Origin of the sequence: Maricaulis sp. (assembly GCF_017643475.1) — a bacterium.
Lineage (GTDB): Bacteria > Pseudomonadota > Alphaproteobacteria > Caulobacterales > Maricaulaceae > Maricaulis.
This window is the reverse complement of the sequence record NZ_JAEPNI010000002.1, coordinates 292729-309729: the sequence shown is the minus strand read 5'-3', so window position 1 is coordinate 309729 and position 17001 is coordinate 292729. Positions and strand designations below refer to the sequence as shown.

At 60.8% G+C, this 17001-nt stretch carries 19 protein-coding genes; 5 read left to right on the top strand and 14 right to left on the bottom strand.

All coding sequences use genetic code 11. The features are described 5' to 3' along the window. The first annotated feature begins 68 nt into the window (after window positions 1–68). A complete protein-coding gene (locus JJ889_RS08780; protein WP_291893937.1) occupies window positions 69–1292 on the top strand; it encodes an ammonium transporter in 1224 nt (407 codons plus the stop codon). A gap of 275 nt (window positions 1293–1567) precedes the next feature. Here the strand turns inward: JJ889_RS08780 and JJ889_RS08775 are convergent, their stop codons facing one another. Next, window positions 1568–2683, bottom strand: coding sequence for a beta-ketoacyl-ACP synthase III (locus tag JJ889_RS08775; protein ID WP_291893934.1), 1116 nt, complete (start codon window positions 2681–2683; stop codon window positions 1568–1570). Between the two features lie 536 nt (window positions 2684–3219). Between JJ889_RS08775 and JJ889_RS08770 the strand changes: the two genes are divergently transcribed. Beyond that, on the top strand, window positions 3220–3519 hold the full coding sequence (locus JJ889_RS08770) for a hypothetical protein (RefSeq protein ID WP_291893931.1): 300 nt from the start codon (window positions 3220–3222) through the stop codon (window positions 3517–3519). Between the two features lie 130 nt (window positions 3520–3649). Here the strand turns inward: JJ889_RS08770 and JJ889_RS08765 are convergent, their stop codons facing one another. The 3 genes from JJ889_RS08765 to JJ889_RS08755 are packed head-to-tail and all read right to left on the bottom strand — an operon-like array spanning window position 3650 to window position 5309. Beyond that, window positions 3650–3886, bottom strand: coding sequence for a hypothetical protein (locus tag JJ889_RS08765; protein ID WP_291893928.1), 237 nt, complete (start codon window positions 3884–3886; stop codon window positions 3650–3652). A 29-nt stretch (window positions 3887–3915) separates the two neighbouring features. Continuing rightward, window positions 3916–4497: a DNA-3-methyladenine glycosylase I gene (locus JJ889_RS08760; protein WP_291893925.1), complete on the bottom strand. Its 582-nt coding sequence runs from the start codon at window positions 4495–4497 to the stop codon at window positions 3916–3918. Continuing rightward, complete coding sequence (locus tag JJ889_RS08755) at window positions 4497–5309, bottom strand: hypothetical protein (RefSeq protein ID WP_291893922.1); 813 nt, start codon at window positions 5307–5309, stop codon at window positions 4497–4499. Before JJ889_RS08755 ends, JJ889_RS08760 begins: the two co-directional genes overlap by 1 nt. A 66-nt stretch (window positions 5310–5375) precedes the next feature. On the opposite strand from JJ889_RS08755, the gene JJ889_RS08750 reads away from it, so the two are divergent. From JJ889_RS08750 to JJ889_RS08740, 3 genes are read left to right on the top strand one after another with little or no spacing between them, the layout of a single operon-like run. Further along, entirely contained in the window at window positions 5376–6338 is a 963-nt protein-coding gene (locus JJ889_RS08750; protein WP_291893918.1) for a glycosyltransferase family 9 protein, read from the top strand. Next, window positions 6335–7672 (top strand): dihydroorotase, encoded by a 1338-nt coding sequence (locus JJ889_RS08745; protein ID WP_291893915.1) that lies wholly within the window; start codon window positions 6335–6337, stop codon window positions 7670–7672. Before JJ889_RS08750 ends, JJ889_RS08745 begins: the two co-directional genes overlap by 4 nt. A gap of 23 nt (window positions 7673–7695) precedes the next feature. Then, complete coding sequence (locus tag JJ889_RS08740) at window positions 7696–8472, top strand: hypothetical protein (RefSeq protein WP_291893911.1); 777 nt, start codon at window positions 7696–7698, stop codon at window positions 8470–8472. On the opposite strand, the gene JJ889_RS08735 is transcribed toward JJ889_RS08740, so the two are convergent. The 10 genes from JJ889_RS08735 to JJ889_RS08690 all read right to left on the bottom strand — a co-directional run bounded on the left by JJ889_RS08735 (window position 8469) and on the right by JJ889_RS08690 (window position 16951). Next, the gene (locus JJ889_RS08735; protein ID WP_291893908.1) at window positions 8469–9650 is read right to left on the bottom strand and encodes an ABC transporter permease; all 1182 of its coding nucleotides are present in this window, start codon (window positions 9648–9650) and stop codon (window positions 8469–8471) included. The genes JJ889_RS08740 and JJ889_RS08735 overlap by 4 nt on opposite strands. Window positions 9651–9660: 10 nt before the next feature. Further along, on the bottom strand, window positions 9661–10818 hold the full coding sequence (locus JJ889_RS08730; protein WP_291893905.1) for an ABC transporter permease: 1158 nt from the start codon (window positions 10816–10818) through the stop codon (window positions 9661–9663). Further along, the gene (locus JJ889_RS08725) at window positions 10818–11504 is read right to left on the bottom strand and encodes an ABC transporter ATP-binding protein (RefSeq protein WP_291893902.1); all 687 of its coding nucleotides are present in this window, start codon (window positions 11502–11504) and stop codon (window positions 10818–10820) included. Before JJ889_RS08725 ends, JJ889_RS08730 begins: the two co-directional genes overlap by 1 nt. Window positions 11505–11554: 50 nt before the next feature. After that, a complete protein-coding gene (locus JJ889_RS08720; RefSeq protein WP_291893898.1) occupies window positions 11555–12580 on the bottom strand; it encodes an efflux RND transporter periplasmic adaptor subunit in 1026 nt (341 codons plus the stop codon). A gap of 92 nt (window positions 12581–12672) precedes the next feature. Next, complete coding sequence (locus tag JJ889_RS08715) at window positions 12673–13188, bottom strand: TIGR02301 family protein (RefSeq protein ID WP_291893895.1); 516 nt, start codon at window positions 13186–13188, stop codon at window positions 12673–12675. A gap of 5 nt (window positions 13189–13193) precedes the next feature. After that, window positions 13194–13649 carry an NUDIX hydrolase gene (locus tag JJ889_RS08710; protein WP_291893892.1) on the bottom strand — a complete coding sequence of 152 codons (456 nt, stop codon included), beginning with the start codon at window positions 13647–13649 and terminating at the stop codon, window positions 13194–13196. Then, window positions 13642–14004 (bottom strand): VOC family protein, encoded by a 363-nt coding sequence (locus tag JJ889_RS08705; RefSeq protein ID WP_291893889.1) that lies wholly within the window; start codon window positions 14002–14004, stop codon window positions 13642–13644. The genes JJ889_RS08710 and JJ889_RS08705 overlap by 8 nt, the downstream gene beginning before the upstream one ends. A 6-nt stretch (window positions 14005–14010) precedes the next feature. Then, window positions 14011–14811 (bottom strand): 3-hydroxybutyrate dehydrogenase, encoded by an 801-nt coding sequence (locus JJ889_RS08700; RefSeq protein WP_291893886.1) that lies wholly within the window; start codon window positions 14809–14811, stop codon window positions 14011–14013. Window positions 14812–15554: 743 nt separating this feature from the next. Then, window positions 15555–16346, bottom strand: coding sequence for a peroxide stress protein YaaA (gene yaaA, locus JJ889_RS08695; protein ID WP_291893883.1), 792 nt, complete (start codon window positions 16344–16346; stop codon window positions 15555–15557). A gap of 116 nt (window positions 16347–16462) precedes the next feature. Beyond that, window positions 16463–16951, bottom strand: a complete 489-nt coding sequence (locus tag JJ889_RS08690; RefSeq protein ID WP_291893880.1) for a hypothetical protein — start codon at window positions 16949–16951, stop codon at window positions 16463–16465. Between the last annotated feature and the right edge of the window lie 50 nt (window positions 16952–17001).

Sequence of the window (17001 nt, the reverse complement as noted above, 5' to 3'; positions counted from 1 at the left end):
CAGATTCGACGCGGGCCGATGGCGCTCCCTAGTTTTTGTGCAACGCAAAAAAGCGGGAGGTAACCCCAATGGAACAGATCGCACCAGATAGCGGCAATGTCGCCTGGATCCTTACTTCAACAGCCCTGGTCTTGCTGATGACGCTGCCGGGCCTGGCCCTTTTCTATGCCGGCATGGTTCGCCGTATGAATGTGTTGTCGACGATGATGCAGAGTTACGGCGCTGCAGCTGTGGTGACCCTGGTCTGGGCGGTGGCAGCCTATTCACTCGCTTTTACGGACGGGGGAGCGCTCAACAGTTTTGTCGGGGGTCTGGATCGGGTTTTTCTGGCCGGCGTGACGCCGGACACGGTGTCGGGGGACCTGCCTGAGAACCTGTTCTTCATGTTCCAGCTCACCTTTGCGGTCATCACCGTCGCAATCATCGCCGGCGCTGCTGTTGAGCGTATCCGTTTTTCTGCCTTCCTGATCTTTGGCGCGGTATGGATGGTGCTGGTTTATGCGCCGATCTGTCACTGGGTCTGGGGCGGCGGTTTCCTGGGCGAGGCCGGCGTGCTGGACTTTGCCGGTGGTGCTGTGGTGCACATCAATGCCGGTGTGGCTGGTCTGGTGCTGGCCAAATTTCTCGGACCGCGCCGCGGCTATCCGGGCGGCTCCATGATGCCGGACAATCTGGTGTTGACGCTGATCGGTGCAGGCCTGTTGTGGGTTGGCTGGTTTGGCTTCAATGGCGGTTCGGCCCTGGGTGCCAATGGCAGTGCAGCCCACGCCATGGTGACGACTCAGCTGGCGACGGCTGCGGCTGTTGTGACGTGGATGGTCCTGGAATGGGTGCTGCGCGGCAAGGCAAGCGCGCTGGGCGCAGCCTCCGGTGCGGTTGCCGGCCTGGTAGCCATCACGCCAGCTGCAGGATTTGTTCCGGCCTGGGCGAGCTTTTTTGTCGGCATCGGCGGTGCGCTGGGCGCTTATTACGGTGTGACCGGCCTCAAACGCCTGCTCAAGATCGATGACAGCCTGGATGCGTTCGGCCTGCACGGTGTAGGCGGCCTTGTGGGCGCTATTTTGACGGGTGTCTTCGCGGTCGAGGCGATTGGCGGCACGGGCGGTGCCATCGAAGGCAATCTGATGCAGGTGTGGACCCAGACCTGGGGCGCGCTGGCGGCAGCCATCTACTGCGCCGTTGTCACCACTGGCATCCTGTTTGTCCAGTCCAGGCTGATGAAATTGCGGGTTGAGGAAGAGGAAGAGATCAAGGGCCTCGACACTTCCCTGCACGGAGAATCGGTCAACTGACCGGCCCCGACCAAGTTTCGCGTCTAAACCACTCCTCCCCGGTTTGAGACGTTTCACTGGCCCGGTAGCAAGCGCTACCGGGCCTTTTTTTACCACACACCGGCCAGCGCAATGACAAAGGCCACTGCGATAACGGTGTTGAGAAGCTTGGACAGGAATTCCAGGGCGCGCATGCAGAGACCTCCGTTGCTGACGGGGTCAAGCTGACAGGCAGGGGCGTCAGAAACGGTCGCCTGTTCGATGCGGAGGTATCAATGACCGGCGAGGCGCGGTGATCAGCGCTTCTGCACGTAGATCGAACCAGCCGAATAACCCGCACCAAAGGAACAGATCAGCCCCTTTTCGCCTGCTTCGAAATCATCGCTGTGACGGTGGAAGGCGACCAGCGATCCGGCGCCGGCGATATTGGCAAACTCGTCCAGAACGACCGGCGCTTCATGCGGTTCGAAATCGCGGTCAAAGACCTTGCGCGCAATCATCTGGTTCATGTTGATATTGGCCTGGTGCAGCCACAGGCGTTTCATGTCGGACGCGGTTAGGTCCTGTTTCGCCAGGTCCCCCAGGATCATCTCGATGACCATCGGGCAGACTTCCTTGAAAACCTTGCGGCCCTCCTGGACAAAATAGCGGTCCTGGAACTCCGGCTCGGGGTCTTCGGAGGCATTCAGGAAACCGAAATTCGAGCGGATATTGTTGGAGAACTTCGTCATCATGCGTGTCATCATGATGTCCCAGCCACCGTCCCCGGCGATGTCCTCGGCCTCGATCAGCACCGCTACGGCGACATCGCCAAAGATGAAATGACTGTCCCGATCCCGGAAATTGAGCTGCGGCGTGGTGATTTCCGGTGTGACGACCAGCACCGACCGGGCCATGCCGGTCTTGATCATGTTGATCGCTGAGATCATGCCGAATGTGCCGGAGGAACACGCGACCGACATGTCGTAGCCAAAACCCTCGATGCCCAGCGCCTGCTGGATCTCGACAGCGATGCATGGATAGGTGCGCTGCATGGATGTGGCGGAACAGATCACCGCATCGACGTCAGCCGCGTCACGGCCTGCCGTTTCCAGTGCCTGCTTCGCTGCCGCGACACCCGCTTCCGCCATCAGACAAATGTCCTCGTCCGGGCGCGGTGCAATGCGCGGGCGCATGCGATCCACATCCAGTACGCCAGCCTTATCGATCGTGTAGCGCGACTTGATGCCGGACGCTTTCTCGATGAAGGCGGTGGAGGAGGGGTTGAGCGGTTCTACCGAGCCGCGCTCGATGGCGTCGGCATGTTCGGCATTATGCTTCTCGACCCAGGCGTTGAAGCATTCCACGAGCTCCTCGTTCGAGACACTCTCGTCCGGTGTCCACAGGCCGGTGGAACGGATAACGGCATTCATGGCGCTTACTCCAACGCGATCAGGAACCGCGGAACCTAGTGAGATTGCTGCGACAGGTCACGGGGAAAGCTGCGATTGGGGGCAGTTCGTAAGCGTCGGGAAATGGACCTTGGTAAAACACGGCGTCATCCTGACGAAGGTCAGGACCCAGTTCCTGGGGCTGGGGCCTGTTCCAGAAGGTTCATTTTCCTGAAATCCTTGTGCTCGACGAACTGGGCCCTGACCTTCGTCAGGGTGACGGCGGTGGGGCGAGGATGAGTCGAGTAATCCTGGCCTCCAGCGGAGGGAACAAGGCTTAAATCTCATGCAGGCAGGACGCCGTACAGGGTTTCTCAGGTCAAGGGCGCGCAGCGCCGCGTCGCGGTTTCACCCTTGACCTGAGAAACCCTGTACGGCCCGATCTCGGCATAAGATTTAAGGGGTAAAGGGGGGGCGGCATTGGGTTCGCCCGGAATGCGAAAAGATGTGATATGCTGCAAGACCTTGTTGAGGTTGTGCGGCTATGTTCCCTCAATGCTGGTAGGAGAAGCAGGCAGTTGACTGGGCTTGCAGGAAAGGCGCTTACGGCGCTTTGCGTTTTGGTGTTCGCGCTGATGTCGCTGGCGTATTTCGCGTTCAGCATGAGTGCTTTTCGCGATGGCAATCCACAATGGCTCTGGCTTGACCGCGTTCTGGTGTTTGTCTTGACCGTGGTTTTGCTGAGGGGGCTCATCACCAAGGGTATTAGCTTCAATAGCTTCGACCAAAAAATCGCGGCAGTTTTGTTTGCTGGCATCTCCGCAATTGTGACCCTGATCTGCGGGACGGTGTTTCTTGTGGGGATTGCGCAGCTGTAACTCGTCGGGTCACGCGCGGTTTTGTCATTACGACGCACGAGTAGACTGCTTGTCGCCTACGGCGCAGCTCGTGCGCCCCGGCTCTAGCTCAGGTATGCTTCCGGTTGGACGAAAAGTGTCTAGCTGCGCCCTAATCCCGGTCTTCCACACGATGACGGGGCTGGACGCGGTCGTGACCGGTTTCGTCCGGGCAGATCCATTCGCCCGGCGCGGTCGGGTCGTGAGGGCCGGACTGGTAGCAGTCATTGGGGCCAAGCTCGTCGGCCCGCGGATAATCATCTCGGTCAAAGCCGTCAAAGCTGGCGCAACCAGCGATGCTCGCGGCGGAAAATCCAATAAGGGAGAGACGTGCAATCATCGTTTTCATCTGTGCGGTCCTTTACACACTACGCCTGATCAGCCACGGATGAAGGCTTGCACCTCTCGGTGGCGGGGGCAAGTGACTTCGTGGTCATTGACCATGCCCATGGCCTGCATGAAGGCATAGACGATCACCGGACCTGCAAACTTGAAACCCCGTTTCTTGAGATCCTTCGAGATCTGCTCGCTCAGCGCCGTCTTGGCCGGGATGTCCGCCATCGTCCGGAACCGGTTCTGGATCGGTGTGCCATCGACAAAATCCCAGAGATAATCTGAGAAATCGATATCTCGATCCCGCATGTCCAGATAGGCGCGGGCATTGCCGATCGTCGCCTCGATCTTGGATCGCGAGCGGATGATGCCAGCATTGCCCAGCAGGGTCTCGATCCTGGCCTCGTCATACCGGGCGATGATCTCCGGCTCGAAACCGTCAAAGGCGGTGCGGAAATTCTCGCGCTTGCGCAGGATGGTGATCCACGACAGACCGGCCTGGAAACCGTCCAGGATCAGCTTTTCCCACAAGGCCCGGCTATCATATTCCGGCACACCCCATTCAGTGTCGTGATACTCGGCATAGATCGGATCAGGCGTGTTCACCCAGGCACAGCGGTGCTGCATCAGATGCGTTCCGCTGCCGGTTCTGGCTTGAGCGCGTCGGGAACGGTTGTCGAGGCAGTTATGTCATCGGCGCCCAGCGTGCCCTCGGCCTTATCCAGCTTGTCCAGCCGCACCAGGGCGACCGCCTGGTCTTCGCGGCTGGAGGTGATCTCGCCAATGCTCGTGTCACCCGCCTTGAGCGTGCTGCCTGCGGGCGGAGCCTCGCCGTCAAAGGTCACGGCCAGGGAGCGCTTGCGGATGGTGCCGCGACGTTTCATGCGGGAGACGACTTCCTGGCCAATGAAACAGCCCTTGGTCCAGCCGACGCCGCCATAAACGTCCAGGTTCACATCGGTTGGAAACACTTCGGCCTCGCCATAATCGCGACCGAAGGCGGGGATGCCAGCAGGAATCTCGATCGCATCGAGCGGGCGTGTTTCATGGTCCGCATCGCTCACCGCCCGCCATAGCTGGCCGGGCAGACGCGGATCCTCGCTGGCACCCTCGAAGGCGGCGGTGGACCAGAGCGCATGCAGGGCGGTTTCGTGCGACAGGGTCACATCCGCCTTGAGTCGGTACATCGTCAGGCGTTTCAGCAGGGCCGTGCCTGCGCTTTCATGGATATCGATATCGATCCCGTTCTTGCGAGAAAACATCATGAAATCACAGATGATCTTGCCCTGGGGTGTCAGCAGGGCGCCGGGGCGGGCGATGCCGACCGGGAAATTCTCGACATCGGCGGTGATCACGCGTTGCAGCAGGGCGCGGGTGTCCGGGCCCACCAGCCGCAGGATGGCGCGTTCGGGCAGTTGAAAAATGGCATCACTGGTCATGCCTTAGCATATGGCATTGCAGCGCTGGCTGGCCAAGAGGGGCGGTGCGGGTTATCCCCGGCGCCCATGGAACGCGTGCTTTTCATCACTTCGACCCGGATCGGCGATGCCGTGATCAATTCCGGCATCCTGCAGCATTTGCTCGAGACCCGCCCCGAGGCGCGTTTCACGATTGCCTGTGGTCCGCTGGCCGAGCCGCTGTTTCGCGCCCTGCCGCGCCTAGACGAGATCATCGTCATGGCCAAGAAAAAGGGCGGTGGTCACTGGATGGACCTGTGGCAGCGCACGGTCAAAAAGCGCTGGGACCTGGTGGTGGATATCCGCGGCTCGGGCACCAGCTATTTCCTCTGGACGAAAAAGCGCCGCATCCTCAAACGCCCGGAAACCCCGATCAACAAGGTCGAGGAAGCGGCCTCCATCCTGCGCCTTGGTCATGTGCCGGATCCGACGCTCTACGTGTCCGATGACGGCCACAGAGGCGCGCTGGAAACCCTCAATGACAAACAGCCCTGGCTGGCCGTTTGTCCCTCTGCCTCGGCACCATACAAGGTCTGGCCGGGCGAGCGCTTCGGTGAACTGCTCAAACGCCTGATCGCTGCCGACGGCCCGATGGCCGGCGCGAAAGTCGCGATATTCGGCGGTCCGGGCGATCATGATGCCGCCACGCCCATTCTCGATGCGCTGGAGAACGACCAGGTGCTCGACCTGACCGGTAAGCTGGCGCTGGATGATGTGGCAGCCTGTCTGCACCGTCCGCGCCTCTATATCGGTAATGACAGCGGGCTGATGCATATCTCTGCTGCGGCCGGGACACCTACGCTGGGGTTGATGGGGCCAACGGATGACCGGCTCTACGGGCCCTGGGGTGAAAACACGGCGGTGGTGCGCGGCGCCACCTCGTTTGAGGAACATTATGCGCGTTTCAAGAACAAGCGGCGTTTCCAGCCGGAAAGCCTGATGCTCGACCTCGACGTCGAGGCGGCGTATGAAGCCGCCATATCTCTCTTGCAAAGGACAGAAGAACAATGAGCCAGACATTCGACTTGCTGCTCAAGGGCGGCGAAGTAGTAAATCACTCCGGTCGCGGCCGGGCGGATGTAGGCATCATTGATGGCAAGACGGTGGAGATCGGTGATCTCAGCCAGGCCTCGGCCGGCGAGGTGATCGACTGTACCGGCCTGACCGTGCTGCCCGGCGTCATCGACAGCCAGGTGCATTTCCGCGAGCCGGGCATGGAGTGGAAAGAGGACCTCCAGTCCGGATCCCTGTGTGCGGTGCTGGGCGGTGTGACGGCTGTCTTCGAAATGCCCAATACCGAGCCGACGACGACGTCGCCGGACATGCTGATCGACAAGCTCAACCGGGCCAAGGATCGCATGCATTGCGACCATGCCTTCTATGCCGGCGCGACCAACGAGAATACGGGCGTTCTGGGCGAGATGGAGCGCATGCTGGGCTGTTGTGGTGTGAAGGTCTTCATGGGCGCCTCCACCGGCTCCCTCCTGGTGCAGGATGATGAAGGTGTGGAGCGTGTGCTCAACTCCATCCAGCGCCGGGCGGCTTTCCACTCCGAAGACGAGTACCGCCTCGCCGAGCGCCGTGGGCTCGCCGTTGAGGGCGACTGGACCAGCCACCCGGTCGTGCGCGATCCGGAAGCGGCAATGATGAGCACGAAACGCCTGGTACGCCTGGCGCGCAAGACGGGCAAGCGCATCCATGTGCTGCACATCTCCACCGCCGAGGAAATGGAATTCCTGGCCCAGCATCGCGATATCGCCAGTGTCGAAGCGACGCCCCAGCACCTGACGCTGGAAGCGCCGGGCATCTACGAAGAGATCAAGGGCCGCGCCCAGATGAACCCGCCGGTGCGCGAGGCGCATCATATTGCGGGCCTGTGGCGCGGACTGCAGCGCGGTGTTGTCGACGTTATCGGTTCCGATCACGCGCCGCACACGCTGGAAGAAAAGGCCAAGCCCTATCCGCAAAGCCCGTCCGGCATGCCGGGCGTGCAGACCCTGGTTCCGGTCATGCTGGATCACGTCAATGCGGGCCGGCTGACGCTGGAGCGTTTTGTCGACCTGACCTCGCACGGCGTGCAGCGCATTTTCGGTCTGTCCGGCAAGGGCCGTATGGCGGCGGGCTGGGATGCCGATTTCACCATTGTCGACATGAACCACTCGCGTGAGATCACCGATGAATGGTCCGCCTCCAAGTCCGGCTGGACGCCGTTCCACGGACGCACCGTCAAGGGCTGGCCGATTATGACCATCGTGCGCGGCAAGACGGTGATGCGCGATGACGAGCTGGTCGGGCACGGGCTGGGCGAGCCTGTTAAGTTCCTGGAAGCGCTTCCAAAGCAATAAGCTGTAAGCGTGAGGCAGAGTTGATGGAGAAGACCTTGGACCAGCGTCAGAGTTTCTATTTTTTCGACATCGACGAAAATATCCTGCACCTGCCGACACGTGTGCACCTGCTCAACACCATGACCGGTGAGGAGCGGCCCATGCGCCAGCATGAGTATGAAGAGATCAAAGCCTATCTCGGTGTGCCTGGCCTGTGGGAAGACTGGGCCGATCCGCCGGCGCGGTCCTATCGCGAATTCGCTGATGGCCAGGACCGCAATGGCGAGGAATACCTGCTGCGCGACGTCCGCCGGGCCCTGGATACGGCCAACTGGCGGGGGCCGTCCTGGAAGATATTCAAATACGCCGTACTCAAGCGTCGCCCGATCGCCATCATCACCGCGCGCCAGCACTCCCGCGAGATCATCAAGGCAGGCATCAAGCTGCTGGTTGATTCCGGTCACCTGCCGGAAGAACCCGACTACCTGGCGATCTATCCGGTCTCCAACCCGGAAGTGCGCGAGGAGTTGGGCACCCACCTGACCACGGCCGCGCTCAAGCGCGAGGCCATCCACCAATGTGTGGAGATCGGCCTTGAACGCTACGGCCGCAGCCTGCCGCATTCCTTCGGCATGTCGGATGATGACCTGAAAAACGTCGACCTGATCACCTCGGCCATGCTCCAGTCCAAGCTGGACTATCCGGAGAAACGCTTTTTCGTCATCTCCACCAATCGCCGTCGCCACGTGAAGATGGAAATCCTCCCGCCCCACAAAGACGAAGAAAAGCTTCGTGAGGCGGAGGACGATTATTACGGCTAGCTGGAGCGGTGCACAGCCAGCAAAGGCACCCGTGCGGCGCGCAATGCGGGCACGAACCCGCCCAGGAAGCCGACGATCAACGCCAGGATGATCCCGCCGAACACGGCATCGCTGGTCACGGCGAATGAGAATACGACCTGGGTGAAACCACTGCCCAGCGTCGACGCGCTGATACCGTCAAACACCAGATAGACCGCCAGCGCGCCAACAAGTCCGCCGAGTGCGGCCAGCAGCAGGCTCTCCACCATGGTGCCGATCGCTGCGGAACTGCCCGAGAAGCCGATGGCACGCAGGGTGGCGATCTCCTTCATCCGCGTATCCACCGATGAATACATGGTGTTCCAGGCCCCCGCTAGCGCACCCACCGCCATGGCGATGGCCAGCGGCCAACCCAGGAACATGATCAGGTCGGAGGTGCCGCCAGCCTGTTCAGCGAAATACTCGACCTCGTTATTGATATCCAGATTGAGGCGAGGCTCGTTCTCGGCATAGGTTCTCAGCTCCTCGATGGCCTCCGGGGAGGACAGCTGGGCGCGGATGGACTGGATGGACGTACCACGCTGATAGAGGTTCTGGATGGTGCCGAGATCGGCCCAGATTTCACTCTCGAAGACAGACCCGCCGGTCGAGAATGTGCCGACGACGACCCATTCATTCGTGCCGAGGCGGATGGATTGGCCAAGGTCAAAGCCTTCAAACTCACGCTGAACCGATTGCCCCACCAGAAGTTCGTTCGAACCGACCTCGAACATGCGGCCCTCGACAATGGAAAAATTGTCGCGCAGGGACGGTGCAGCTGCGCCGACGCCGCGCAAGGGCAGATTGGCCTCGGTCTGGCTGGAGCGCTTGATGCCATCGACGATGACATAGAGTTCGCCGGACACAATGGCTTCGCCCTCAGCATCGCGCGCAATGCCGGGGGCTTCCTCGATCAGGCGTTGCTGGTCGAGGCTGAGGCCGGAATTGAGTTCGGCCTGGGAGCCGCCGCGCAGCATGATCGCGACATCATCGGAACCCGTTGAAGAGAGCGTCGCGCGGAAGCCATTGGCCATGGCCAGAAAACCGAGCAGGACGGCAACAACGAGGGCGATCGAGAAAACCGTGGCCAGTGACAGCGCCCATCTTTGCGGGATGGAGCGGAGATTGATCATGGTGACCGCGAGGGTTTGGGAAAACATGGCCAGCCTCCTAGTGCTTGTTGAACGCGTCAATGATGGACAGGCGCTGGGCTGCCAGGGCGGGACCGACCCCGGTGATAAGGCCCAGGGCCAGCATCAATCCCAGCGCGATCCCCACAACGTCCATGGGCATGGACAAGCCGGGCAGGAAGCCGGCGAGGGCACCCGCAGCCCCATTGACGATCAGGGTCGCCAGGCCCAATCCGACCAAGCCGCCGACAAAGCTGAGCAGAACGGATTCAGCGAGCACCATGCGGAAGATGCGCGGGGAGGGGAAGCCCAGCGTCTTCATCACCGCGATCTCCTTGGTGCGCTCATTGATCGCCATGATCATCGTCGTGCCCACAATCATCAGGATGGTCGCGAAAGCCGCGCCGATGACGGACAGCAGGATCATGGCGATATTGCCAACCTGCTCCAGGAACGCCTTGTTGAAAGCCGCTTCGGTGGTGGTCTCGGTTTCGGCGGACGAGTTTGCGAACAGGGCGTCCACCTCGCGGATCACCGCATCATTGATGTCCGACCCCGTCGTCGTGACGACCATCCAGCCGATGCGGTCCCGGTTGAAGGCCAGGCTTTCATTATAATACTCGTAGTGAAATACGGCATAGTTCGACGGTGCGGTTTCCTCGGCACCGTCAAAGATGGCGCAGATGTTGAAATCCCAGTCAGAACTGCCGTCGTTTTGCTGCCAGATGTTCGAATTCAGCGGGATCCTGTCCCCGAGTGACCATTCGAACTGTGCTGCCAGGTCGGCTCCGACCAGGAGGCAGGTCCGGTCCGTGATGAACGCGGCACGTTGATCATCCGGCATCACCATTTCCGGATAGACAGAGAGCCAGGTTTCCGGCTCGACGGCAAAGGTCTGCACGAAGTTGCGCGGGTCCTGGTAATAGCCGCCGAACCAGTTCGCGTGGCTGACATTCTCCACGCCTTGCACAGACTGCACGCGGGAGTAATAGGCGATCGGCATGTCCTGGGTGAAATTGATGCGATTGACCGTGATCAATCGATTGGCAGCAGCCAGGTCCACCCCGGCCGTCCAGACATTGTAGAAGGCGCCAAGAGCACCAAAGATCAGGAAGGCGATCATGATGGAGAAGGTGAGGAGGATGGCCCTCAGCTTCTTGCGGAAGAGATTCTTCCGGATCAGGGTCAGATCATTCATCAGGCTGCTCCCGTCTCCACGAAGCGGCCCTTGTCGAGATTGAGTTGGCGGCTTGCATAGCCCGCGGCGGCCGGGTCGTGCGTGACCATGACGATGGTCTTGTTGAGCTCGCGGTTGAGCAGCTGCAGCGTCTCCAGCACTTCATCAGCCGTATTGCGGTCCAGGTCACCGGTCGGCTCGTCACACAACAGGACTTTCGGGTCAGCGACGATGGCGCGGGCGATGCCCACACGCTGTTGCTGGCCGCCGGACAATTGCGCGGGGCGGTGCCCCTTGCGATCGAGAATGCCGACAATGTCGAGCGCGGTTTCAACCCGGCGCTTGCGTTCCTTGCCAGACAGGTTGGTCAGCAGCAGGGGAAGCTCGACATTCTGTGCCGCACTCAGCGTCGGCATGAGATTGTAGAACTGGAAGATGAAACCGACATGCTGGGAGCGCCATTTGGCAAGCTTGCCCTCGGACAATTTGTCGACCCGGGTGCCTTCGCAATCGACAGCACCGGAGGAGGGGCGGTCGATGCCGCCGAGCAGGTTGAGCAAGGTCGTCTTGCCTGAGCCTGAAGGCCCCATGATCGAGATGAAATCGCCCTGGTCGATCGTCATGTCGAGTTGCTCGAAGATCGTGATCGACTCCTTGCCCCGCGTATAGCGTTTGGACAGGTCAGTAAGCGTATACAGGGCGGTCATCTCTATGTCCTTTCCGGGTATATCCAGAAACTTTAAATCACAAAGTACTTTTATTCAACAAAAGTCACACGCGCAGCCATGTCCGGCAGAATCCGGTCGTCGCGTTCGTCGAAGGCGACGCGGACGCGGATGGTCGCGCGGCTGCGGTCTGCGGTGGGAATGATCGCTTCTACATGGGCGGCAATGCGCCAGTCCGCATAGGCGTCCAGGCGAGCCTCAACCCTCTGATTGCGCACGACACGACCGATCTGGCTTTCATTGACGTCGACTTCGATCTCCAACGATTGCATGTCGACAAGGGTCGCAACACCGGTTCGCGTAAAGCCACCGCCGGCTGAGGCTGGGGACAGGATTTCACCGACCTGGGCGTTCTTGGCGATAACAACGCCAGCAAACGGCGCACGCACGATATGGCGATCGATGAGATCTTCCTGGGAACGGATCTGCTCGCGAATGCTGGCCGCGTCGGCGCGTGATGCGGCCAGCTGGGCCTGGAGGCTCGACAGGCGGGCCTGGGCGGCTGTGACACTGGCTTCTGATCCGATCTCGCGCTCAAGCAAGGTCGTTGCCCGATCAAGGACACGCTGTGCTTCCTCGACATCGGCGACAAGCGAGCGGCTCCGGGCCTGTGACGCCGTTGACTGAGTGCGCAGGACACTGAGCTGGATCTGAGCCCGTTCATCATCCAGTCTGGCGAGAATCTGGCCCTCCTCGACGACGGTGCCTTCCTCGACCAGGACCTCCCGGATACGCCCAGTCAGGTCAGCGGATACGGTCGCCTGGCGTCGCGCCACTACATATCCGGATGCCACAAGACCGGAAGACCGCTCCGGCCGGGTCGGGGCAGGTGTTGTTTCCTGCGGGACAGGCGGCGGTGTCGTCGTGGCCTGCTGGGCAGCGGCTTCCTGCGGCTGCTCTGTCGCGTCGCTCCGCATTAACCACCAGGTGCCGGCAGCACCCAGCGCCGCCGCGAGAACGGCTACGGTGGCGACTGTTCCGAATCCGGCACCGGACGGACCTTCATCATCGCTTCGGTCAATGCTCAAGGAATGCAGTTGGGAACTGCGATCAGACATGGTGGTACCCCCTCAACTCGCACGCGCATTTATTAAGCATAATTGTCGTTCTGGCGAGCGAATTCGAGCGGATTCCTGCAGGAAGTTTCCCGCTAGTCGAAATACGCCGACCGCATCAGTTCCGACAAATCCCGGCCGCGATGGGCCAGCGCCCGGCGTTCGGCTTCGACCTGGGGGCCGCAGACGGCGCGGAAGCGTTGCTGGACGCGATAGCCTTCGTTGAAATTCTCGATCAGGCGGTCACGGCGATTGCGGGATTCGGCAGCTTCCATGGCCAGAAGGGCGATCATCTGGTCGCGCCAGACCTGGGCATCATTGCCCGAGCAGGCATAGTCCAGATAGTGCAGCTCACCGAGTGTATAGGCGAGATAGGGCAGGATGCGTTCGACATCGACACTGGGCTCGGCCGGTTCCTCCTCGCGGAAGTTGCGGTTGTCACGACGATTGTCGAACCGGTTGTCCCGTTGCTGTGTTCGATCGCTCGGACTGTCGCGGAAGGTCTGGTTGGTGCGCAGGTCAATAGCCCTGTTATCGCCGCGCTGAGGCTTCTGGGCTTCAGCGGTGATCGGCAGGAGGCAAAGACACAGAATGACAGTCAGCGCGCGCATGATGCCTATTTCACCGCTGATTGTGGCGGCTGCATGGCGCTGACCATTTTTAGGGCACGCCCGATGACATCGCGGGTCTTGTCCCAGCGGGTCAGGGCCAGGGCTTCCTCGAGCGGATAGAAGACCGCTTCATCCACATCATCCTGCGCCAGCGGCTCGCCCGAGACCCAGCGAGCGGCATAGTCGACCAGTAGGTAATGCCAGTCGCCCGGCTGTCCCTTTTCGCGCAGGCCGATGCTGTCGACGACATCGATCAGGCCGACAATTTCCGCCTCGACACCGGTCTCTTCCTTCAGCTCGCGCAAGGCGGCTTCCGAGGTGGTTTCGCCATACTCGATCTTGCCGCCCGGAATGGACCATTCGCCCTGATAGGGTGGTTTGCCGCGGCGGATCAGCAGGACTTCGCTCTCGCCGCGAATGACGACAATGCCGGCCGCGGGAACAGGGGCGCGATCAGACATCATATTGTCCATTGGGGGACCAGACCGCGAGTTCATTGTCACTGGGATCCTTGAAGTGGAAACGGCGCCCGCCCGGGAAATTCTGGCGGTCGAACACGGTCGAGCCCGCGGCCTCGACACGGCGTTCGGCCGCTTCCAGGTCATCGGCCGCCAGAATAATCAGCGCGCCGGTGGGGAAGGGCTTCTCCTCCAGTCGCAGACCGCCGTCGAGCCCCGCATTCGTGAACGCCGCATAGCCCGGGCCATAATCCTCGAAGGTCCAGCCGAAGGCATTGGCGTAGAACGCCTTGGCCGCGTCCATGTCGGTGACGGGCAGTTCGTTATAGTCGATTTTCAGTACGGGAGTGTCGCTCATGTCCGCCTATTTGGCGGTCCATCCGCCATCCACGCTGATCCAGGAACCATTCATATTGGCCCCGGCGTCGGAGACAAGATAGAGCAACGCGCCAGCGAGCTGTTCATAAGTGACGAACTGCTTGGTTGGCTGGGCGGCCAGCATGACATCGCGCACGACTTCCTCTTCGGAAATACCGCGCGCCCTGGCCGTGTCGGCGATCTGGTTTTCCACCAGCGGTGTCTTCACATATCCCGGGCAGATGGCGTTACAGGTGATACCGTCCTCCGCCACTTCCAGGGCCAGCGTCTTGGTAAAGCCCATCACGCCGTGTTTGGCCGCGACATAGGCGGATTTGAACGGCGAGGCGACCAGGCCGTGGGCCGAGGCCAGGTTGACGATCCGACCCTTGCCCTGGCGTTTCATGATCGGCACGGCCGCCTTGGCACCATGGAAGACGGACGACAGGTTGATAGCTATGATCGCATCCCATTTCTCGGCCGGGAAATCCTCAACCGGGGAGACATGCTGGATGCCAGCATTGTTCATCAGGATGTCCAGCCGCCCGAACTCTTTCTCGGTCGAGGCAACCATGTCGGCGATCTCGTCCGCCTTGAGCATGTTGGCGCCGTGGTAACGCACCTCGACTCCATGATCGGCCGAAATTTTCGAACGCAGCGCCTCGATCTCGTCGGCATCTCCCAGCCCGTTGAGGACGATGTGGGCGCCGTTCTCTGCGAGTGCCTCGGCCATGGCCGCACCAATCCCGCTGGTCGAGCCAGTGACGATGGCCACCTGGCCGGTGAGATCAGTGCGAACTCCAGACATGAATGACCTTTCAAGTTTGTGCTGTGCGCAAGAAAGGGGATCAGGCGCGGGGGGTCAAGGGGTTGTTTGGGCGAGTATCCATAAACTGCAATTTCAAATTGAATTTGTGTTCTAATGAAAACGCCGGCCCATTCAGGCCGGCGTCAATAGGAGAGCGCAATGTTTCGGTTTCCGAAATGCACTCTCGTCCTTCGGGTGAGGAGAAATCGGATCAAAGGCTGGACGCTGGAGATCCGACTATCTATCGCCTAAAGGGCGGCCAAAGGGGACAGTTCGTACCTGTCCCAAGCGGCCCTTGGAGCATAACACAATGCAGGGATGTGCGGAAGTTCCGCCGCCTTCTTCCCAGCCGCGGCCGGTTGGGGGCGGGTCAAGGGGTGGTTGATACCAAACTGGCGACACCAATGTTTTGATGGCGGATCACAATCGGGTCAGCGTTGATCAATTGCGGTGTTTCCACGATATCTTCGACGTACAATGCACATCCGCTTTTGAGATCAAATTCACCCGCATGCCGATTGCGGAGCAGAATACGACGCACCGACGAGCCATCTATGCGAGTGAGCGGTCCTCTGTCTGGCATGTCGACGATTACTCCTGTGCACCTAATTAGGCCATCGCCTAGCGAACAGTGTCTGGGAACGCCATCGGACACGAGTTCAAACACACTTACCGGCACAGAATAAAACTGCGCCGAAATCATATCTGGCACAAAGCGTAGGCTGAGCCGCATTGAATTACGCCTACGCCGCTTTCTTGCCCGCCGCCGCCGGCTGGGGCCGCGTGAACAGGAGTTCGCCATCCTTCGAACCTTCGGGTTCGAAGCGATAACCACCGGCATCAAACTTCACCAGGTCGGCCGGGTCGGTGACGCGGTTTTCGATGACCCAGCGAGCCATCATGCCACGGGCTTTCTTGGCGTAGACCATAAGCGCGCGCAGCTGGCCGTCCTTTTCTTCCTTGAAGTTCGCTGTGATGACCCGCGTTTTCAGGGCCTTCCGGTCGACGGATTTGAAGTATTCGTTCGAGGCCAGGTTGAGGATGACGGGGTCCGCGTCTCCGTCCATGGCGGCATTGAGATCCTTGGCAATCGTCTGGCCCCAGAAGTCGTAGAGGCTTTCGCCGCGGCGGGTGTGCAGCTTGCGGCCCATTTCCAGGCGATAGGGGTGGATGCCGTCCAGCGGGCGCAGCGTGCCGTACATGCCGGAGAGAAGGCGCAGATGACCCTGGGCCCAGTCGAGGTCCTCGGCGGAGAGGCTGGCCGCGTCCAGACCGCGATAGACCTCGCCGTTGAACGCAAAGGCGGCCTGTTTCTCGCCCGGCTGTTCGGCGTCGAACGCCTGGAAACGCTCGCGGTTCAGCTTGGCCAGATCATCATTGATCTTCATCATCGTCTTGATCTTGGAGATCGTCAGTCCACGCGTGGTTTTCGAGAGGATGCGCGTCTCGTCGATCAGCGAGGGCTGCGTCTTCGGCAGATCGCGATCAACCGGGTCGAAATTCATGTTCTTGGCGGGCGACAACAATACGAGCATCGGGCGAATCTCCTTTGTCCCAGAGATAAGCACAGGCAGGCGGCTAGGGAAGGGGCGCGCTGGTGTGTGATGTTACACACCGGCTCGCCCGCTTCACTCGGGTCTGGATAAAGGGCCTACCAGCGGCGCTGCAGAATGGAGGGATCCACGCGGTTTGGGCGGGCTTGCTGGTAGGAGCTGAACAGTGAAGTGAATTCGCGCACATCCAGGGACTGGTCGCGGCAGATCAGCTGGCCGCGGGTGTTATAGACACGCAGATCCACATTGAGGTCGTCCGGGCCCGTAGACCAGCGTCCATCGCGACGGGAATTGTCCTCATGGCGCGCGGTCAGGATCGTTCGCAGCAGGAGCGTCTCACCCCAGGGGTGCGGTGAGAACTCGCCTTCGGCCTCAACCAGCGTCTCGCGACCTTCGCGGATGTGGATGGAGTAGGAACCCGCTCGTTCGGTGCGGGTCTTGGCGACCAGCTCGCCGCTGCCATCGCGTTCATACCAGCGCACAGCGCAGTCCTCACCGGGCTGCAGGGGCAGGCCATAGGGCGCGCGTTGCGCATCGGCGGCAGCGGTCACAGCCAGGGCAGCAAGGGCAGCAGACAGGATTTTCATGGGCGAGCTCCGTCGTTTCGAACCTCTTTGTAGGTCGGCTTGGCTGAGCC

Bases quoted from the DNA above. Each gene is read 5' to 3' on its own strand.
- JJ889_RS08720 (WP_291893898.1), bottom strand. From the start codon at position 12,580: ATGTCTGATCGCAGTTCCCAACTGCATTCCTTGAGCATTGACCGAAGC.
- JJ889_RS08780 (WP_291893937.1), top strand. From the start codon at position 69: ATGGAACAGATCGCACCAGATAGCGGCAATGTCGCCTGGATCCTTACT.
- JJ889_RS08725 (WP_291893902.1), bottom strand. From the start codon at position 11,504: ATGACCGCCCTGTATACGCTTACTGACCTGTCCAAACGCTATACGCGG.
- JJ889_RS08690 (WP_291893880.1), bottom strand. From the start codon at position 16,951: ATGAAAATCCTGTCTGCTGCCCTTGCTGCCCTGGCTGTGACCGCTGCC.
- JJ889_RS08730 (WP_291893905.1), bottom strand. From the start codon at position 10,818: ATGAATGATCTGACCCTGATCCGGAAGAATCTCTTCCGCAAGAAGCTG.
- JJ889_RS08760 (WP_291893925.1), bottom strand. From the start codon at position 4,497: ATGCAGCACCGCTGTGCCTGGGTGAACACGCCTGATCCGATCTATGCC.
- JJ889_RS08740 (WP_291893911.1), top strand. From the start codon at position 7,696: ATGGAGAAGACCTTGGACCAGCGTCAGAGTTTCTATTTTTTCGACATC.
- JJ889_RS08750 (WP_291893918.1), top strand. From the start codon at position 5,376: ATGGAACGCGTGCTTTTCATCACTTCGACCCGGATCGGCGATGCCGTG.
- JJ889_RS08710 (WP_291893892.1), bottom strand. From the start codon at position 13,649: ATGTCTGATCGCGCCCCTGTTCCCGCGGCCGGCATTGTCGTCATTCGC.
- JJ889_RS08765 (WP_291893928.1), bottom strand. From the start codon at position 3,886: ATGAAAACGATGATTGCACGTCTCTCCCTTATTGGATTTTCCGCCGCG.
- JJ889_RS08745 (WP_291893915.1), top strand. From the start codon at position 6,335: ATGAGCCAGACATTCGACTTGCTGCTCAAGGGCGGCGAAGTAGTAAAT.
- JJ889_RS08705 (WP_291893889.1), bottom strand. From the start codon at position 14,004: ATGAGCGACACTCCCGTACTGAAAATCGACTATAACGAACTGCCCGTC.
- JJ889_RS08715 (WP_291893895.1), bottom strand. From the start codon at position 13,188: ATGCGCGCGCTGACTGTCATTCTGTGTCTTTGCCTCCTGCCGATCACC.
- JJ889_RS08755 (WP_291893922.1), bottom strand. From the start codon at position 5,309: ATGACCAGTGATGCCATTTTTCAACTGCCCGAACGCGCCATCCTGCGG.
- JJ889_RS08700 (WP_291893886.1), bottom strand. From the start codon at position 14,811: ATGTCTGGAGTTCGCACTGATCTCACCGGCCAGGTGGCCATCGTCACT.
- JJ889_RS08735 (WP_291893908.1), bottom strand. From the start codon at position 9,650: ATGTTTTCCCAAACCCTCGCGGTCACCATGATCAATCTCCGCTCCATC.
- JJ889_RS08775 (WP_291893934.1), bottom strand. From the start codon at position 2,683: ATGAATGCCGTTATCCGTTCCACCGGCCTGTGGACACCGGACGAGAGT.
- yaaA (WP_291893883.1), bottom strand. From the start codon at position 16,346: ATGCTCGTATTGTTGTCGCCCGCCAAGAACATGAATTTCGACCCGGTT.